At 53.6% G+C, this 17,052-nt stretch carries 15 protein-coding genes and 1 tRNA gene; 13 read left to right on the top strand and 3 right to left on the bottom strand.

The window, feature by feature from the left end:
* Window positions 1–369 precede the first annotated feature (369 nt).
* The 3 genes from BEN30_RS09540 to BEN30_RS09530 all read left to right on the top strand — a co-directional run bounded on the left by BEN30_RS09540 (window position 370) and on the right by BEN30_RS09530 (window position 3,899).
* Window positions 370–2,568 (top strand): cache domain-containing protein, encoded by a 2,199-nt coding sequence (locus tag BEN30_RS09540; protein WP_069958115.1) that lies wholly within the window; start codon window positions 370–372, stop codon window positions 2,566–2,568.
* A 45-nt stretch (window positions 2,569–2,613) separates the two neighbouring features.
* Window positions 2,614–2,690 (top strand) — tRNA-His (locus tag BEN30_RS09535).
* Window positions 2,691–3,017: 327 nt separating this feature from the next.
* The gene (locus BEN30_RS09530) at window positions 3,018–3,899 is read left to right on the top strand and encodes a phosphoribulokinase (protein ID WP_069958156.1); all 882 of its coding nucleotides are present in this window, start codon (window positions 3,018–3,020) and stop codon (window positions 3,897–3,899) included.
* A 98-nt stretch (window positions 3,900–3,997) separates the two neighbouring features.
* On the opposite strand, the gene BEN30_RS09525 is transcribed toward BEN30_RS09530, so the two are convergent.
* The gene (locus tag BEN30_RS09525; protein ID WP_069958114.1) at window positions 3,998–4,249 is read right to left on the bottom strand and encodes a DUF1127 domain-containing protein; all 252 of its coding nucleotides are present in this window, start codon (window positions 4,247–4,249) and stop codon (window positions 3,998–4,000) included.
* A gap of 92 nt (window positions 4,250–4,341) precedes the next feature.
* On the opposite strand from BEN30_RS09525, the gene BEN30_RS09520 reads away from it, so the two are divergent.
* Complete coding sequence (locus tag BEN30_RS09520) at window positions 4,342–5,247, top strand: LysR substrate-binding domain-containing protein (protein ID WP_069958113.1); 906 nt, start codon at window positions 4,342–4,344, stop codon at window positions 5,245–5,247.
* 32 nt (window positions 5,248–5,279) lie between these two features.
* Here the strand turns inward: BEN30_RS09520 and BEN30_RS09515 are convergent, their stop codons facing one another.
* Both BEN30_RS09515 and BEN30_RS09510 read right to left on the bottom strand, forming a co-directional pair.
* Window positions 5,280–5,528, bottom strand: coding sequence for a DUF6460 domain-containing protein (locus BEN30_RS09515; RefSeq protein ID WP_069958112.1), 249 nt, complete (start codon window positions 5,526–5,528; stop codon window positions 5,280–5,282).
* Between the two features lie 45 nt (window positions 5,529–5,573).
* The gene (locus tag BEN30_RS09510) at window positions 5,574–5,762 is read right to left on the bottom strand and encodes a YqaE/Pmp3 family membrane protein (RefSeq protein WP_069958111.1); all 189 of its coding nucleotides are present in this window, start codon (window positions 5,760–5,762) and stop codon (window positions 5,574–5,576) included.
* A 390-nt stretch (window positions 5,763–6,152) separates the two neighbouring features.
* On the opposite strand from BEN30_RS09510, the gene BEN30_RS09505 reads away from it, so the two are divergent.
* The 9 genes from BEN30_RS09505 to fba all read left to right on the top strand — a co-directional run bounded on the left by BEN30_RS09505 (window position 6,153) and on the right by fba (window position 17,050).
* The gene (locus tag BEN30_RS09505; protein WP_211563344.1) at window positions 6,153–6,773 is read left to right on the top strand and encodes a c-type cytochrome; all 621 of its coding nucleotides are present in this window, start codon (window positions 6,153–6,155) and stop codon (window positions 6,771–6,773) included.
* Between the two features lie 27 nt (window positions 6,774–6,800).
* Complete coding sequence (locus BEN30_RS09500; RefSeq protein WP_069958154.1) at window positions 6,801–8,108, top strand: NAD(P)/FAD-dependent oxidoreductase; 1,308 nt, start codon at window positions 6,801–6,803, stop codon at window positions 8,106–8,108.
* Window positions 8,109–8,324: 216 nt separating this feature from the next.
* The gene (locus tag BEN30_RS09495) at window positions 8,325–8,879 is read left to right on the top strand and encodes a NapC/NirT family cytochrome c (RefSeq protein WP_069958110.1); all 555 of its coding nucleotides are present in this window, start codon (window positions 8,325–8,327) and stop codon (window positions 8,877–8,879) included.
* Between the two features lie 184 nt (window positions 8,880–9,063).
* Complete coding sequence (locus BEN30_RS09490; RefSeq protein WP_170827012.1) at window positions 9,064–10,467, top strand: cytochrome c; 1,404 nt, start codon at window positions 9,064–9,066, stop codon at window positions 10,465–10,467.
* 433 nt (window positions 10,468–10,900) lie between these two features.
* A complete protein-coding gene (locus tag BEN30_RS09485; RefSeq protein WP_069958108.1) occupies window positions 10,901–11,539 on the top strand; it encodes a response regulator transcription factor in 639 nt (212 codons plus the stop codon).
* 387 nt (window positions 11,540–11,926) lie between these two features.
* Window positions 11,927–12,949 (top strand): fructose-bisphosphatase class II family protein, encoded by a 1,023-nt coding sequence (locus BEN30_RS09480; RefSeq protein ID WP_069958107.1) that lies wholly within the window; start codon window positions 11,927–11,929, stop codon window positions 12,947–12,949.
* A 43-nt stretch (window positions 12,950–12,992) separates the two neighbouring features.
* Complete coding sequence (locus BEN30_RS09475; RefSeq protein WP_069958106.1) at window positions 12,993–13,928, top strand: phosphoribulokinase; 936 nt, start codon at window positions 12,993–12,995, stop codon at window positions 13,926–13,928.
* A 35-nt stretch (window positions 13,929–13,963) separates the two neighbouring features.
* A complete protein-coding gene (gene tkt, locus BEN30_RS09470) occupies window positions 13,964–15,943 on the top strand; it encodes a transketolase (RefSeq protein ID WP_069958105.1) in 1,980 nt (659 codons plus the stop codon).
* A 42-nt stretch (window positions 15,944–15,985) separates the two neighbouring features.
* On the top strand, window positions 15,986–17,050 hold the full coding sequence (fba, locus tag BEN30_RS09465) for a class II fructose-bisphosphate aldolase (protein ID WP_069958104.1): 1,065 nt from the start codon (window positions 15,986–15,988) through the stop codon (window positions 17,048–17,050).
* Window positions 17,051–17,052 lie beyond the last annotated feature (2 nt).

Below are 17,052 nucleotides of genomic sequence, written 5' to 3'. Positions count from 1 at the left end.
CTTGGTCGCACCATAAGGTGGGCTTGGTACGGCCACTGTCTCACGCCGCCGACAAAATTCATAGCCCGGCGTCACGCTTAATTAGCATACCGCGTGCCAACTGGCCTCATAGATAATTATTGCCATGTAAACAAGGTGGTATCCAGCTAAAAGGTGACATTATTGGGGCGATCACTAGATTTGATGTGTATAAAATTTATGCATTTGACGCAATTATGTGCAGACTGGGCATTCGTAAACGTCAACAGACACGCGCCTTTAAAACATGTCTTGCGGAATGTCTCTTAATCTTGCTTTTATAATCACATACCTCTTTGACATAGCTAAGCTGTTGTCGTGAGAAGAGGGTGTCGATGGGGATAGCGGACGTTGGGCGAACATCTGGTCAAAAAACCGAGACTGGCGACAGCTGTGCCGACGCGTATGGCTTTGTGGGCCATACTGGCCCTGGTGATCATGGGCACCATTTGGACTTATCAAGATTATCGCGAACTGACGCGGGAACTGAATCAATACCGCGATACTTCAATTCAAGAAAACAAGGCCTTTCTGAAGGCTGTGGTGTCGGACACGGCGGCGAATGTGCGGGCCGAGGGTAAACTCTATCAGCTTCGTACCAAGCAAAAGCTGACGGAAGAATTGACAAATGCCATCGCCATTGTCGATTCAATCTACAAGAATCTGTCACCGTTGTCTGAACCGGATGTGGTCAAAACAGCCGTCCGGGAGGCCTTGCGAGAGATCCGCTATAATGATGGCCGAGGTTACTTTTTCATTATCGACCTAGAGGGTGTTTCCCAGTTGGCCACGGACCGACCGGAAAACGAAGGCACGAACTTGCTGTTGGACAGCCCGCCAAAAAAAAGGGCAATGGTGCGCCAAACCCTGGCGTTGGCGCTTAATGGTCAAGAACTTGAACGCCAGGGGCCTTATTTTTTCGAACACACTTGGAGCCGTCCGGATCAGCCCGGAGACGAACATCGCAAACTGACGGCCGTCAAACTTTACGCCCCGCTGGGCTGGGTCATCGGCACCGGGGAATATCTGGACGATGCCTTAAAAGCCACCAAGGCCAGTTTGTTGTCGCGGATTGAAACGTCGACCGCCGGGGTCGGTAACTACCTGTTTGGCGGTCAATGGGATGGCATTTCTTTGACGGCGCCCCAAAAAGGCAAGCAGATGATAGGGGTCACGGACGTCAATGGCGTGAAAATCGTCGTCGAATTGATTCGTGCGGCGAAAAATGGTGGTGGATTTTTAAACTATTTCATTCCTGGGTTTGAAGGCGGTCCGCCGCGTCCCAAAGTCAGCTATGTTGAAAGCATCGATCAGTTTGAGTGGTACATCGGTGCGGGGGTCATGCTGGACGATATTGAACGGCAAGTCAGTGAACGCCGCAGTGCCCTGAGCAAGCGATTAATGGGCAATATTTTGCGATCGCTGCTGGTGCTGGTGGTGTTGATTGCGATTTATTTTGTTCTGGCGCGGCGCTTGTCGGATTCTTTGGGGGCAAATTTTGCAGCTTTTCAGACCTTTTTTGATCATGCCGCAGAAAAAAATATAAACATTGATGCCGATCAGATGGCTTATGCAGAGCTTGAAGCCGTTGCCAGATCAGCCAATACAATGGTGCGCTCGCAAAGAGATACCGAAAGCCTCGCACTCGACCGCAGCGCCGAGTTGGAGGTCAAGAACCAGCAATTGGAATACGAGATTGCGCAACGCAAAAAAGTCGAGCAAGTGCTCTCCGAGCAGCAACGCCATTTGGAAGAACAGGTGAGTGAGCGTACCCGCGACTATGTCAAAGCCAAAGAGTTGGCCGACAGCGCCAACCAGGCCAAGTCGGACTTCTTGGCCAATATGAGCCATGAATTACGCACCCCGCTGAATGCCATCATTGGCTTTTCCGACAGCATTTGCCATGAAATTCTCGGCCCCCTCGGCCATGATAAGTATGCGGAATACATCACCAATATCCATGCATCCGGCGGCCATCTGCTGGAATTGATCAACGATATTTTGGACCTCTCAGCCATCGAAGCGGGCAAGATGGATTTGCATGAAGAAGCCGTCGATTTGGCCGAGGTTGCCGATGCGGCTGTCTCGCAAATTCTACCGCGCGCAGAGACGGGGGAGATCACCATATTTGTGGATGCGCCGGATGGGATGGATCTGCTATACGCCGACAAACGGCGCCTGATGCAAATTTTGCTGAATTTGTTGTCGAATGCGGTCAAGTTTACGCCCAACGGCGGCACCGTTTCCTTGCTTGTGAAATATGAAAGCGATGCCATTGAACTGATCGTTAAGGATACCGGCTTGGGCATGGATGCCGATGGGCTGGCATCGGCCATGGAACCGTTCGGTCGCACCAACAGCCATATCGCGGGCCTGACGGAAGGCACCGGACTGGGCTTGCCGCTCACCAACGAACTGGTCAAAGCCCATGATGGCGAGATGAAAATTGTCAGCGAACTCGGCGTCGGAACACAGGTTACGGTGCGGTTTGGAAAAAACCGCATCAGATCATTAAACGGGGTGCTTGACGCGACTAAGTCTTCCGTCTAGATAAGGGCGGCTTTCGGGGTTCACCTCGGAATGCTTAACACTATGGTGGCTGTAGCTCAGTTGGTCAGAGCGCCGCGTTGTGGTCGCGGAGGTCGTGGGTTCGAGACCCATCAGCCACCCCATTCCCCCCATAGGGTAAACGTACCGCCAAGCCGCTTCGTTTGAACCGACAAGGGTTGACGCGCGTTTAAAGAATGCGTACTAGATTGCCCCGTGAACGGCACATTGTCGTTACCTCAGTGACCTCCCCGTGGCCGAGTTGAACGTTGATTTTCTGCCCAAAGCGCCTCACGTTTGAGGCTTTTTTTGGGATTGAGCGTTCGATCCGGACAAGAATCGTGATTTCATGGCTATCGGGTCCTTTCCGATTCAGCCATACTGCGCATATTAGAGATCGCTCATTTAGAGCGGCGATTATGAATGAAATCCAACAGGGAAGGATTGCACCCGTGTCCAAAAAACACCCGATTATCGCCGTGACCGGATCTTCCGGTGCGGGGACCAGCACGGTCAAAGATGCATTTGAACACATGTTTCGCCGTGAAGGCCTGACCCCCGCCGTGATTGAAGGGGACAGCTTCCACCGGTATGACCGCGCCGCCATGAAGGCCAAAGTCGCTGAGACCGAAGCCGCTGGCGACATGACTTTCAGCCACTTCGGCCCCGAAGCGAACGAATTCGCCAAATTGGCTGATCTGTTTAAAACCTATGGCGAGACCGGTGGCGGTCAGCGTCGTTTGTACCTGCACTCTGATGAAGAAGCCGCAGCTTACGAAGGCTTAAACCCCGGTCAATTTACGCCTTGGGAAGATATCCCCTCGGGCACCGATTTGATGTTCTACGAAGGCCTGCACGGCAGCGTGAAAACGGCTGACGTTGATATGCCCCGTTATGTAGATTTGAAAATCGGCGTTGTGCCGGTGATCAACCTGGAATGGATTCAAAAAATCCATCGCGACACCTCGCAACGCGGTTATTCGCAAGAAGCGGTGATGGACACCATCATGCGCCGCATGCATGACTACGTTCACTACATCGTGCCGCAGTTCCAGCATTCGGACATCAACTTCCAGCGCGTGCCGGTGGTTGACACCTCCGACCCGATCATTGCGCGCGACATTCCGACGCCTGATGAAAGCGTCGTGGTGATTCGTTTCCGCAAGCCGGAAAATCTGCCCAAGGACATTGACTTCCCTTACTTGCTGCAGATGATCCCGCACTCGTTCATGTCTCGTCGCAACACCATCGTCGTGCCGGGTGGCAAGATGGGCTTCGCCATGGAGCTGATTTTGACCCCGATCTTGCGCCAAATGATGAGCGCACGCGGTTAGTCTCTCAACGCCTCATTAAAAAAGCCGCCGGAGTGAATTCCGGCGGCTTTTTTGCGCTTTCATTTGGAGGAATGAAGGCTGGGGATGGGGGGAACGTGTTAGGCCGCGTCGTTCGGCAGGTCCCAGAAGGGCCGAGCGCTCTCAAATTGTGCTTGGGCACGGGTGATGCCCAAATCGGACAGCTCACGGGCGCTCAAGTGGGCAAGGTGCCGACGCTGGCGGTACACGTCATAGGCTCGTTTGACCCAGTCCACCAACGCGGCCACACGGGTGCCGAAGAGTTGCTGGGTCATGGTTTTGGCCGATACGTCGCACATGTCGTCGCAGCAGGTGATAGTGTTGTAATTCATGATCCCGGTCTCCTCATGTTAACTGTTTTGATAGGGGTATAATGCCGAAGGGCTTGCTATTAGTAAAACCAATGTTCATAATCACTGCTATTATGAGTGCTAATGACGCAAAGATTCCCATACGCGATATCGACACGGCGCTTTTGCGTGCCTTCATCGCGGTCGCGGAAAGTGGCTCGATGACCGTCGCGGCCAATCGTCTCAATGTGACCCAGGGTGCCGTCAGCCAACGGATCAAACGGTTAGAAGAGCTTTTGCAAAAATCCTTGTTTGATCGCGCGGGGCAACGGCTTGATACCACCATTGAAGGGGAAAAACTGATCGTTCCGGCGCAAAAGCTGATTGCCTTGAATGATGAAGTTTTTACGTTAATGACGGCACCGGAATTTTCCGGGACGGTGCGCTTTGGGGTGCCCTACGACATCGTTTTCCCGTTTGTCGGGCCGATCTTGAAAAGCTTTGCCAGTGCATACCCCAAGGTCAGTGTGGAATTGGAAGTCGGCACCAGCGAAGATTTGAAGAACGCCTTGTCCAAGGGACGGATTGACCTCACTTTGACCACCGAGAACCACACCCCAAAAGGGGCTGAACGGCTGATCCACAATGAGCTGATTTGGGTGGGCGGTCGTGGCGGCGATAGCCATCTGCAAACGCCCTTGCCGCTGGTGATTGTCAATGAAAACTGCATGTTCCGCATGCCGATGCTGCGGGCCTTGGAACGGGTCGGGCGGGAATGGCGCATCAACGTCACCCGCAACATGGACGCATCATTTGCCATGTTGAGTGCGGATCTCGGCGTCACGGCCATTTTGGATTCGACCGTGCCGAGTTATGTCGAGGTGTTGGGCGCAGAGCAGGGGTTGCCGGACTTACCAGTTTTTTACATCAACCTGTATACATCTGCCAGCGGTGCCAACGAAATCGCCTCCGAACTGGCGCAACACATTCGCGATCAATTTACCCAATGGCGTAAACCACCCAGAATTATGGCGTCTTAATGAAGCCAAACATGCATTAATACAGATGCTTATCAGCGGGTCTTGAACCAATTCCATAAAAACATAACGGCCCAAATGGGCAGCACCAGCATGGCCCCCATCAGTATATAAGGGCCGATTCGTTGGCCAAAGTTCCACAGCCAATTAAAGGCCGCTTTACCAGTTTCACCGGCCCACGCATAGACGCCCTCGGGCGAGGCGTTGAACCACGCCAACAAGAGCCCGATGATCAAACACCAGATGAGCAGTTTCAATACGGGAATGCGCGGGGCAGCAGCCATGGTTCAATCCAAGTCAAGGGCGTTGAGAGACAGGCAGGTGAGGGATTATTGCCCCAGCGCCTTTTTGATTTTGCTGTCCGTTTTGTACTGGCTCAAAGCGTAGACGGACCAAATCGCGGCGGGAATCCAGCCCACCAAGGTCAGTTGCAATATCAGACAAATGATGCCGGCAATGGGACGACCAATGGTGAAAAATTGTAACCACGGAACGAGAATAGCAAGAAGGAGACGCATAATAACAAACTTTCAATTTAAATTTAGTTGGAGGTTTCTGGCTTTCCCCATGTCTCAGTGTCGAATTTGGTCAAATCTTCAAGGAAACGGATGCTGATTGCAAGTTTTTTGACGCGTAGATGTCTCTATTGCAATGCAATATATGAGCGATAACGCCCCTGTACAAATAGACTAAGTGATTGTGTTTGTGACATTGGTGTGTCGCAACATAAGAAATACGTCATGTAAGTGTTGTTCGTAAAGAACAACACTTACATGAGTAAATGCTGATGAAAATGTCGTGTGTATTTTTTGTTAAAGTCATTGATACACTTGAGTTTTTTTGGCTTTGTCCCCTGCATTTCATGTGCTAAGAAATATTCACGTCAACAACGAGTGGGAGGATGCTCAGTGCGTAAATTTATGACTTATGCTTTCGCAACTGGTGCCGTGATCAGCCTGATGGGCTTTTCCACAGCACAAGCAAGCGATGCAGAAGCCAGCATGCTGGCCAACACCTGTAACGGTTGCCACGGCCCCAATGGCGTTAGCCAAGGTCCAGCAACCCCAACGATTGCAGGAATGAATAAGAATTATCTGATCGAGTCTATGACGAACTATCGTGATGGCACTATTCGCAAATCAACGGTCATGCAGCGGATTGCCAAAGGCTACTCCGATGCAGAAATCGCCAAAATGGCTGATTTTTTCTCTAAACAGAAATTTGAACGTGTGGCGATGCAAAAAACTGACCCTGCCGAAGTGGCAAAAGGTCAGGCTTTGATCAAAGACATGTGCGAAGGTTGCCATGAAAAAGATGGCTATACGGCAGAAGATTATCCCGTTCTGGCCGGTCAAATGTTGCCGTATCTGCGCAACAACTTGATGGATTTTGATTCGGGTAGCCGCAATATCGAAGCCAATCCGAACATGTCCGACAAGGAAAAACGCAAAAAGTTACGTGTCCTCGGCGAACTCAAAGAAAAGGGCGGCGTTGAAGCAGTACTTCAATTTTACGCCAGCCGTAAGTAAGGGGGGGAACTGAGAATGAGTAAGATCATGAACACTATGAACCGTCGTCATTTCTTGAAGACAACAAGCGGCGTCGCCATTGCTGGCGCAGCCACTCTTGCGGCTCCGAGCCTTGCCAACGCAGCTGCGGGCGGTAAGGTTGTCATCGTCGGTGGCGGTGTCGGTGGTGCCACAACGGCGCGTTACTTGAAGATGGGCAATCCCGACATCGATGTCACGGTGATCGAACCCAAAGCCAGCTACCACACGTGCTTTATGTCGAACGAAGTGCTCGGCGGCGAGCGCACCATGGGCCAAATCGAAGTCACATTCGATGGTCTGATGAAAATGGGCGTTAAAGTCATCAAAGACCACGTCACGGCCATTGATGCGGCGAAGAAAACCGTAACGACCGCTGGCGGGACCACATATGGCTACGACCATTGTGTGGTTGCACCGGGCATCAGCTTTGTCGTTGATCCGTTTGTCAAAGAAGGCGAAGCCGTTTTTGACAAGTTGCCTCATGCTTGGCAAGCCGGTCCGCAGACAGCTTTGCTGCGCTCACAGTTGGAAGCCATGCCTGATGGCGGTAAAGTTGCCATCATTGCACCGCCCAACCCATTCCGCTGTCCTCCTGGACCGTACGAACGGGCGAGCTTGATTGCTCAATACTTTATGCACAACAAGCCGAAGTCCAAGGTCGTGATCATTGACCGCAAGGACAAGTTCTCCAAGCAGGGGTTGTTTACCCAGGCATGGAAGAACCTCTATGGCTTTGGCACCGACAACTCCATCATCGAATGGCGTTCCGGTGCATCGACGGGCGGTATCGATGCCGTCAGTGCTGCGGACATGACCATTGAAACCCTGTCGGGTGGCAAAGAAAAGTTCGACGTCATCAACTACATTGCGCCGCAAGTTGCGGGCACGATCGCTTCGATCGCCGGTCTCACCAACGACAAAGGCTGGTGCGATGTCGATAAAACGACGTTCGAATCCAAAGTGCACAAGGGTATCCACGTGCTGGGCGACGCTTCCGTGGCGACGTCCATGCCGAAATCTGGTTACTCCGCCAACTCGCAAGGTAAGGTGACGGCAGCTGCCATCATCAACATGCTTGCTGGCAAGCCGGTTGGTACGCCGTCTTATGTCAACACCTGTTACTCGATCGCCGGTAAGGACTATGCGTTCTCGGTTGCCGCGGTTTATCGCTTCGACGCCGAAAAAGACGTCATTGGCGGTGTTGCGGGTGCAGGCGGGCTGACGCCGATGGACGCGAGCGCTGAAATGCTCCGTCGTGAAGTCGAGTTTGCCCACAGTTGGTACAACAACATCTGTAAAGACACCTGGGGCTAATGCCGGGTTGTCTTTAAAGACATGACACAACAGTCCTCGTTCCCATTTGGGAACGGGGGCTTTTGTTCATCAGAATTAAGAACGAACAAAGCCGAATAATCGGCGTTTAGCAGGACGCCTGCAGAGGGCGCTGGCTGCAAGATCAAGAGGGTGTAGCCGTTGGGGGACGGCGCTTTCACCTGATTGATAAGATCGTGATCTAGGGAGCTCGGGAAAATGATATCGACTATAATCAATTGGCTGAAAAGGCCGATTATGCTGTGGGCCGGTGTGTTTGTTGGCGTCCTTGGAACGTCCATATTCTTGTTTGTTTTCTTTAATGGCGTCGCCATGACCAACACCATGAATTTCTGTGTGTCGTGTCATTCGATGACCCATCCGTATGAAGAATACAAAAAGAGCTTCCATTTCAAAAATACGGTTGGCATTCAAGCGGGCTGCCCCGATTGTCACGTCCCGAAAGAATATCCGGCCAAGCTGATTGCGAAGATTTTGGCCTACAAGGACGTGATGCACGAAATTTTGGGCACCATCGACACCAAAGAACAGTTTGAAGAGCATCGTTTGGACATGGCCAAACGGGTTTGGGCGAAAATGGAAAACCGCGAATCACGCGAATGCCGAAACTGTCACGACTTTAACAATATGCTCATCGACGAACAGGGCCGTCGTGCACAGCGCAAGCATAAAGAAGCGCAAAATGAAGGCGGTCATTGCATTCAGTGCCATAAAGGCGTGGTGCATGAACTGCCCAAGGGCGCTGATTTTTAAGGACAGCTTGGGGTAGGGTGCTTCATGGCTCAGTGCCCTTCGCGCCTTAGGCGTGTCTTGTAAGTGCGCAGGCACCATAAGCGCTGTAGAATTGGTTTAGATGTCCCAGCTTAAATATGCCGGTTTTGGTATGTAGTGAATGAGTTCGAGAAGAGGCAACACAATGCAAATGGCCTTCACGAAGATGAATATTTCTTTCCCTTTGAACGCGCTGGGGAGCGTTGTGCCGGTTGTTACGGCCCTCGCCATCGGCTTGTTCTCAAGTGCGTCGTTAAATGCCGCCGATACGCCTGCGCCCTCAACGCCACCCCAAGAAACATCGGAGGCCATACCTCAAGAGGCGCAAGAGTTGGTGGCCTCGGTCGCGGCTGGCGGACGCATGTACGACAATTGGATCCGTGAATTGGCCCGAAAAAAGCCGACCACGTTGCATCCGCTGTACCCTGCAGACGGTCAATACGCGAAAACACCATGGCAAACCTGGCGCTGTGTGACCTGTCATGGTTGGGATTATCTGGGCGATAAAGGTGCGTTCAGCACGGGTGAGAACTATACCGGAATCAAAGGTGTGGCGGGCATGATCGGTTCAACAGCCGCTCAAGTCAGCGCTATTTTGACCGATGAAAAACATGGCTACAGAGACTTCTTGGACGATCAGGCCCTTGAAGATATCTCTAACTTCATCGTCAAGGGCTTGGTGCCCATGGACCGTGTTATTGACCGTGCTTCGGGCCGCGCGTTGATCGAACCTGTCACATCGTCGGCGCACTTTTCCACCATTTGCGTCAATTGTCATGGATCTGACGGGCGCTTGATGAAAACCATTCCGCCGTTGGGCGATGCCGCCAGGATGGATCCATGGCAAGCTTTGCATAAGATGCTCAATGGTCATCCTGGGGACGCTATGCCGGCGCTGCGTGCGTTTGACGTACGCACGACCCTATCGACCTTGGCGTTCATTCAGGGGCTGCCACCGCGCGATCCGCTGTTTTCCATTGCCCGGGGCGGCAAGCTGTATGATGACTGGGCGGCTGAGCTGAAAACCAAATATCCAAAAGATCCGCAACCCGCTTATCCCAAAGACAAAAAGGTTGAGACCGGGTCAAACACGTGGCGTTGCGTGGAATGTCACGGTTGGGATTACAAAGGCGCCAACGGGATCCGCGGAATCCGCACCATGGTCGGTGCCCATCCGTCCGCAATCATCAAGGTTTTGCAAGATGAAACCCATGACTTAGAACATAAACTCGAATATGCGGACCTGTACGACCTGGCCAACTTTGTCAGCAACGGACAAGTTGATATGAACGAGTATATTGATGCTCGGTCCCTGGAAGCCCGCGGTGTGGCGGGCAACAGCACGCAATATTACTTGACCTTGTGCGCGACGTGTCACGGGGATCAGGGGTATGCAATCCGGACCATACCGCCGCTTGGTCGTGTCGCCATCGAAAGTCCCTGGAAAGCCCTGCACAAAACATTGCATGGTCACCCGGGAGAGAACATGCCCGCCTGGCAGGCGAGTATGTCGCCATCCATTATCAAGGATATTTTGGCAAAACTTCAAACCTTGCCGACCCACAAATAAGCGGATTTCCGCTTCACTTCAAAGCCTCGCCCCGATTGTCCCAGTTGGACACAGGGCGAGGTTTTTTTATCCCTCCCTACATTCCCTTATTGTGTCAGCGTAAAACTGTACAATCCTACCCAACTTTTCCGTTGATCTGCACAAAACCCCACAAAAAGGTGGGGTGGGGAGGCTGTTTCGACTGCGAAGACACTTGATTCGATCTGAAACCCTCCCAGTGGGTGGTCTGCAGGACCTTCTTTTTGATAAAAAATATGATTTATAAACAATATCTTGTGTGGAAATGCTGCAATGCGGGTAGGTAAGTCCTTTACTTATTTGGTTTAATGCTGGTAGACATAACGCCAACCTACCCATTTGGGCGTGATTTTTGCTCAAATTGGTGACGAGGCAGGGCCAAACGGTTTGCTTCTGTGAAAGTGAGGAGCTTTCCGTGAAAACAACACCCACCGAAGAACGCGAACCCATCGACATCGTTATCGCCGATAAGTCGCCCTTGATTTTGGCGGGCTTGGTGCAGTTGTTCGATTTGGATGATCGCTTCAATCTGGTCGCCACGGCGGCGGACGGCGAACGCTTTATGGAAGCCGTTGACCGGTTGAGTTTCGACGTTGGCATCATCGGCTGGAATATGCCCTACCTCAATGGTCAGGGCGTTCTGCAAGCTTTGCAAAAAAATGAGAACGCCCCACGTATTATCGTGTTTACAGGCAACGCTGCGCCGGATATTCCGCGTCAGGTGATGCGCTTTGGCGGGGCCGGATTTTGTTCAAAATGCGATGCATCTACAGTGCTGGCGGAAACGGTTTTGGCGGTCTCCGAAGGGCGTATGGTGTTTCCGTTTATGGATTTGTCTCGCTCCAGTTCAGACCCGTTTTCAGGCCTTACGGCGCGTGAACAAGAACTGCTGGCGTCATTGGCACGGGGGCGCACCAACCAACAAATTGCGGGGGATTTGTCCATTTCCCTGAATACGGTGAAGTTTCACCTGAAAAATCTTTACGGAAAGCTGGATGTGAAGAACCGCGCACAAGCCGTCGCGTGTTATCTGAACGCCAGTGGGAATGTTTAAAGCTCAATCAATTCATTGTGTTAGCAGTGATATTCACCTCTTTCTATTCAACCCCCACCATTAGTGTGGGTCTTGACCCACCCGAAAGAAATGGAGCGGCTCCCCACCCGGGTGTTTGAATTTGTCGCCATTAGGCGTTTGATGGCGACGCACCCCGCCTCATAGGGTGGGGTTGTGTGTTACCGGTCTCCTTTTTGGATGAGCGCGCGGGGAGGCGCTGCTCTCTGAAATGCCAAAGGTCTCTCAGAGATCTCTTTCTCCGGGGTGTCTGAAGATGCCTTTGGCAGACCGGACAAAACGGCTGAGCTTCATATGGATGAGGTTCGGATCTGTCGGTTTGGTGCGCGATATTTTTTTTCAGTTCTCACCTCATGCTCAGGATTTTTTATGTCTCAAGGCGTTTCTGGCTGCGATGATCAGTTGTTCGTATATGCGCTGTGCCGTGTAACGGAAGCGGCTGCGCGTGCCGCTGCGGGACTGGTCGGGCGCGGCAGTCGTGGACAATCGTCGCACACCGCCATTGAGGCCATGCGTTTGGAACTGGGCAAGCTCGCCATTTCGGGCCGTGTCGTGATTGGTGAAGACAACCCCGTCGGGGACGTTCCCCCCAATGCCGTTGGCTTACCTACGGGTTTGGAATTGGTTGGCGGACGGGAAGGCGATACCCGCTTTGACGTCGTTGTTGATCCGATTGAAGGCACATCTTATTTGGCGCGTGGCATGACCAACGCCATGGCGGTTATGGCCTTGGCCCCCGAAGGGGCGTTGTTCAATCCCGGTCCCGCATTTTATATGGAAAAATTCGCCGCATCAGCCAAGGCGCGCGGCAAAATTGATCCCAGCGCACCCACCCAGGTTAAGCTGGGACAGTTGTCGTCGGTTCTCGACAAGCCGGTCTCCGAACTCACCGTGTTTGTTTTGGAAAAACCCCGTCACCGGGAATTGGTCAACCAAATCCACAACGCCGGGGCGCGGGTCGCCTTGTATCCGGCGGGGGATGTTGCGGGGGCCTTGATGGCGGCTATGCCTGATTTTGGCTCGGGCTCCGGCATTGATGCCTTGATGGGCACCGGTGGGGCGCGCGAAGGGATGCTTTCGGCGGTCGCCATTCGCGCCTTGGGTGGTGAATTCACCATGCGCATTGACCCCCAACTGACCACCGAAAAAGCCGCCGTTTCCAAAGCCGAGATGGACACCAAAACATGGATGGCGCTGAACGATTTGGTGAAGTCGGACAATGTTCATTTCACCGCCACGGGCATCACCACCGGATTGTTGTTTGAAGGTGTCGAACGAGAAGGGCCGATGGAACGCACCCAATCATTGCTGATTTCGGGACCCAGCGCCCTCCATCCAAATGGCCGCCGCCAAGTGCTGAGCACCTGGCACCAGTTGGGCGAGCAGGCTTAACGGATGTGCCAGATGATGACCCGCCAGAGGAAGTTTTGAGACCATGACGTTTAAACGCATCACGCGACCGATCATACTCGGCATCGTTGGCGACAGCGCATCGGGCAAAAGCACCATTGCCGAAGGCATTGCGGGCATTTTGGGTTCAGAGCGCGTGGTCAGCATTTGCACTGACGATTATCACAAGTTTGACCGCGCTGAGCGGGCCAAACGAGGCATCACGGCGCTTGATCCTGCCGCCAATCACATCGACATCTTGGAACAGCACATCCAGCTGTTGCGCGATGGCCAACCGATTTTGAAGCCCATCTACAACCATGACAGCGGCACCTTCAGCCAGTGCCAATACGTTGAGCCTCGCGAATATATCATCCTGGAAGGCCTGATGGGCTACGCCACCCGCGATATGCGCGATTGTTACGACGTGAAACTGTTTTTAGAGCCCGACGAAGACCTGCGCATCAAATGGAAACTGCAACGTGACACCAAAGTGCGCGGTTATTCCGAAGACCGGGTCTCGGAAATCATCGCCAAGCGGGCTACGGATAGCCACAACTACATCCAGCCGCAACGCACCTTCGCCGACATGGTGGTGACGTTCTATCCGCCGGAAACCGACCAAAGCGAAACCGGGGCGCACTTGAACGTTCGCCACACCCTGCGCCCAACCTTGCCGCACCCGGATCTGACGCCGGTTTTGGACGCGGCGAAAAAAGGCTTTCGCTTGGAGCTGGCGCGCGACATCGACGGCAAACCGGTCGATGTGCTCGACATTCATGGCGACATTTCCGACAAACGCGCCAAAGCGGTTGAGGATCTGTTGTGGAACCTGATCCCCGAAGCGCAGCACCTGCGCGAAAACGTCGGAGAATACCTAGATGCTGAAAATCACACCGCACACAGCCATCCGCTGGCGCTGTCTGAATTGTTAATCACCTATCACATGGTCAAGGCTGCCCTTGGCCACCACGCAATCTAAAGCTTTAAAAAACCACTCGGGAGGAGTTAAATCCAATGACCGCAACGCATAACGAAATGGCCAACGCTATCCGCTTTTTAGCTGTTGACGCCGTGCAAGCCGCAAACTCTGGCCACCCTGGCATGCCCATGGGCATGGCCGACGTCGCCACGGTTCTGTACACCAAGTTCATGAAATTCGATCCGCGCAAAACCAAATGGGCAGACCGCGATCGCTTCGTTTTGTCGGCTGGCCACGGCTCCATGCTGATGTATGCATTGCTGTATTTGTCGGGTGTTGAAGACGTCACCATGGATGACCTGCGCAACTTCCGCCAAATGGGCGCCAAGACCGCCGGTCACCCGGAATACGGCCATGTGGACGGTGTCGAAACCACCACCGGGCCGCTCGGTCAGGGCATCACCACCGCCGTCGGTATGGCGTTGGCGGAAAAAATGCAGGCCGCCCGTTACGGCAAAGACATCGTCGATCACTACACCTACGTCATCGCTGGCGACGGCTGCTTGATGGAAGGTATTTCCCAGGAAGCCATTTCCATGGCGGGTCACATGAAGCTGGGCAAACTCATCTTAATGTGGGACGACAACGAAATTTGCATCGATGGCAACACCAACTTGACGCTTTCTGATGATCAGTGTGCACGCTTTGAAGCGTCGCAGTGGCACACGCAAAAAGTTGACGGCCATGACCCGGTTGCGATTGAAGCGGCCCTGAATGCTGCACGCAAATCCGACAAGCCGTCGCTGATCGCATGCAAAACCACCATCGGCTATGGCGCGCCCACCAAAGCGGGCACCCACGACACCCACGGTGCACCGTTGGGCGCAGACGAAATCAAAGGCATGCGTGAAGGCCTGGGCTGGCATTCTCCGGCGTTTGAAATCCCCCAGAACGTGTTGGAAGCCTGGCGTTCCGCCATGGCGCGGAACTCTGCCGACCGTGACGCTTGGGAAGGCCGTTTGAACAAGCTCGACGCCGCGACCAAGGCTGAATTTGTCCGCACCGATGCCGGCACGCTGCCCGCAGGCTGGGAAGACACCCTCAACGCGTTTAAGAAAAAAATGGCTGAAGAACCGCCGAAGTTGGCGACCCGTCAGGCTTCTGGCAAGGTTTTGGAAGTGCTCACCGCTTCTATCCCGGAAATGATTGGCGGTTCCGCCGATTTGACCGGCTCGGTCAACACCAAGACGCCTTCCACCGCGTCAATCTTGAACACCGACTTCTCCGGTCGTTACCTGCACTACGGTGTGCGTGAGCACGCCATGTCGGCGGTCATGAACGGTTTGGCGCTGCACGGCGGCTTCATTCCGTACTCCGGCACCTTTGCGGTGTTCGCCAACTACATGATGGGCGGTATCCGCTTGTCGGCTTTGATGGGCAAACGCGTGGTTTACGTTCTGACCCACGATTCCATCGGTCTGGGCGAAGACGGCCCGACCCACCAGCCGGTCGAAACCCTGGCGATGTTGCGCTCCATGCCGAACTTCTACACCATGCGTCCGTGCGACATTGTGGAAACGGCGGAATGCTGGGCAACGGCTTTGAAAGCAGAAAAGACTCCGACGGGCATGATCTTGACCCGTCAAGCCTTGACCCCGTTGCGCACCACCCACACGGATGAAAACCTCTCCGCCAAGGGTGCGTATGTTCTGGCCGAAGCTGAAGGCGGCGCCCGCAAAGTCACCTTGATGGCGACGGGTTCCGAAGTCGAAATCGCCATGGCGGCACGGGCAACGCTGCAAAGCGAAGGTGTACCGACCGCGGTTGTGTCCATGCCATGTTGGGAACTGTTCGATCAGCAAGACGCAGCCTATCGTGCCAGTGTGTTGGGCGAAGGCACCGTTAAAGTCGGCGTCGAAGCCGCTATGCGCTTTGGTTGGGATCAATACATCGGTTCAGACGGCGGCTTTGTCGGTATGACCGGGTTCGGTGCTTCTGCGCCTGCGCCTGAATTGTATAAGCACTTTGGCATCACCGCAGAGAATGTGGTTGCACAAGCCAAAGCGCGCCTGTAAGCCATTCGGTAACGAAACAACAAAAAAGGGAGTTAGAGACTCATGGCCCTCGTATCATTGCGCCAACTTCTCGACCACGCAGCAGAAAACAGCTACGGCTTGCCTGCGTTTAACGTGAACAACATGGAACAGGTCAAAGCCATCATGGAAGCCGCCGATGCGGTTGACAGCCCGGTGATTTTGCAAGGTTCCGCAGGGGCCCGCGGTTATGCTGGCGAAACGTTTTTGCGCCACCTGATCTCGGCTGCCGTTGAAGCCTATCCGCACATTCCGATTTGCATGCACCAAGATCACGGCGCTTCCCCGGACGTGTGTCAACGCTCCATCCAATCGGGCTTTAGCTCGGTGATGATGGACGGCTCGTTGATGAGCGACGGCAAAACCCCGTCGTCTTACGAATACAACGTTGCCACCACCCGTCAGGTGGTCGACATGGCGCACGCTTGTGGCGTTTCCGTCGAAGGCGAGTTGGGCTGCTTGGGTTCTTTGGAAACCGGCGAAGCGGGTGAAGAAGACGGCCAAGGCGCTGAAGGCAAGCTGGAAATGGACCAGATGCTCACAGATCCGGACGAAGCCGCTGACTTCGTCAAAAAAACCAACGTGGACGCGCTGGCCATCGCCATCGGCACGTCTCACGGTGCTTACAAGTTCACCAAAAAGCCGACCGGAGCCATTTTGCGCATTGACCGCGTGAAAGAAATCCACAAACGCATTCCGTCGGTTCACCTGGTGATGCACGGTTCCAGCTCGGTTCCGCAAGACTGGCTGAAAATCATCAACGATTTCGGTGGCGACATGGGCCAAACCTATGGTGTTCCTGTCGAAGAAATCGTCGAAGGCATCAAGTCCGGTGTGCGCAAAGTCAACATCGACACCGATTTGCGTATGGCGTCCACGGGGGCGATCCGTCGTCACCTGCACGACAACCCGTCCAACTTCGATCCGCGTAAATTCTTGGCGGAAGCCACCAAAGGCATGCGTGACGTTTGCAAGAACCGCTACGAAGCCTTCGGTTCAGCGGGTCAAGCCAGCAAAATCAAAGTGCTGTCTCTTGAAGTCATGTTCGGGAAATATGCAAAAGGTGAGCTGGATGCGAAGGTCAACTAAGA

Source organism: Magnetovibrio blakemorei, assembly GCF_001746755.1.
GTDB lineage: Bacteria > Pseudomonadota > Alphaproteobacteria > Rhodospirillales > Magnetovibrionaceae > Magnetovibrio > Magnetovibrio blakemorei.
This window is presented reverse-complemented; position numbering and strand designations above follow the sequence as displayed.

Coding starts and splice junctions, on each gene's coding strand:
- BEN30_RS09515 (WP_069958112.1), bottom strand. CDS start 5,528: ATGGCTGCTGCCCCGCGCATTCCCGTATTGAAACTGCTCATCTGGTGT.
- BEN30_RS09500 (WP_069958154.1), top strand. CDS start 6,801: ATGAACACTATGAACCGTCGTCATTTCTTGAAGACAACAAGCGGCGTC.
- BEN30_RS09495 (WP_069958110.1), top strand. CDS start 8,325: ATGATATCGACTATAATCAATTGGCTGAAAAGGCCGATTATGCTGTGG.
- fba (WP_069958104.1), top strand. CDS start 15,986: ATGGCCCTCGTATCATTGCGCCAACTTCTCGACCACGCAGCAGAAAAC.
- BEN30_RS09520 (WP_069958113.1), top strand. CDS start 4,342: ATGAGTGCTAATGACGCAAAGATTCCCATACGCGATATCGACACGGCG.
- BEN30_RS09510 (WP_069958111.1), bottom strand. CDS start 5,762: ATGCGTCTCCTTCTTGCTATTCTCGTTCCGTGGTTACAATTTTTCACC.
- tkt (WP_069958105.1), top strand. CDS start 13,964: ATGACCGCAACGCATAACGAAATGGCCAACGCTATCCGCTTTTTAGCT.
- BEN30_RS09475 (WP_069958106.1), top strand. CDS start 12,993: ATGACGTTTAAACGCATCACGCGACCGATCATACTCGGCATCGTTGGC.
- BEN30_RS09480 (WP_069958107.1), top strand. CDS start 11,927: ATGTCTCAAGGCGTTTCTGGCTGCGATGATCAGTTGTTCGTATATGCG.
- BEN30_RS09525 (WP_069958114.1), bottom strand. CDS start 4,249: ATGAATTACAACACTATCACCTGCTGCGACGACATGTGCGACGTATCG.
- BEN30_RS09490 (WP_170827012.1), top strand. CDS start 9,064: ATGAATATTTCTTTCCCTTTGAACGCGCTGGGGAGCGTTGTGCCGGTT.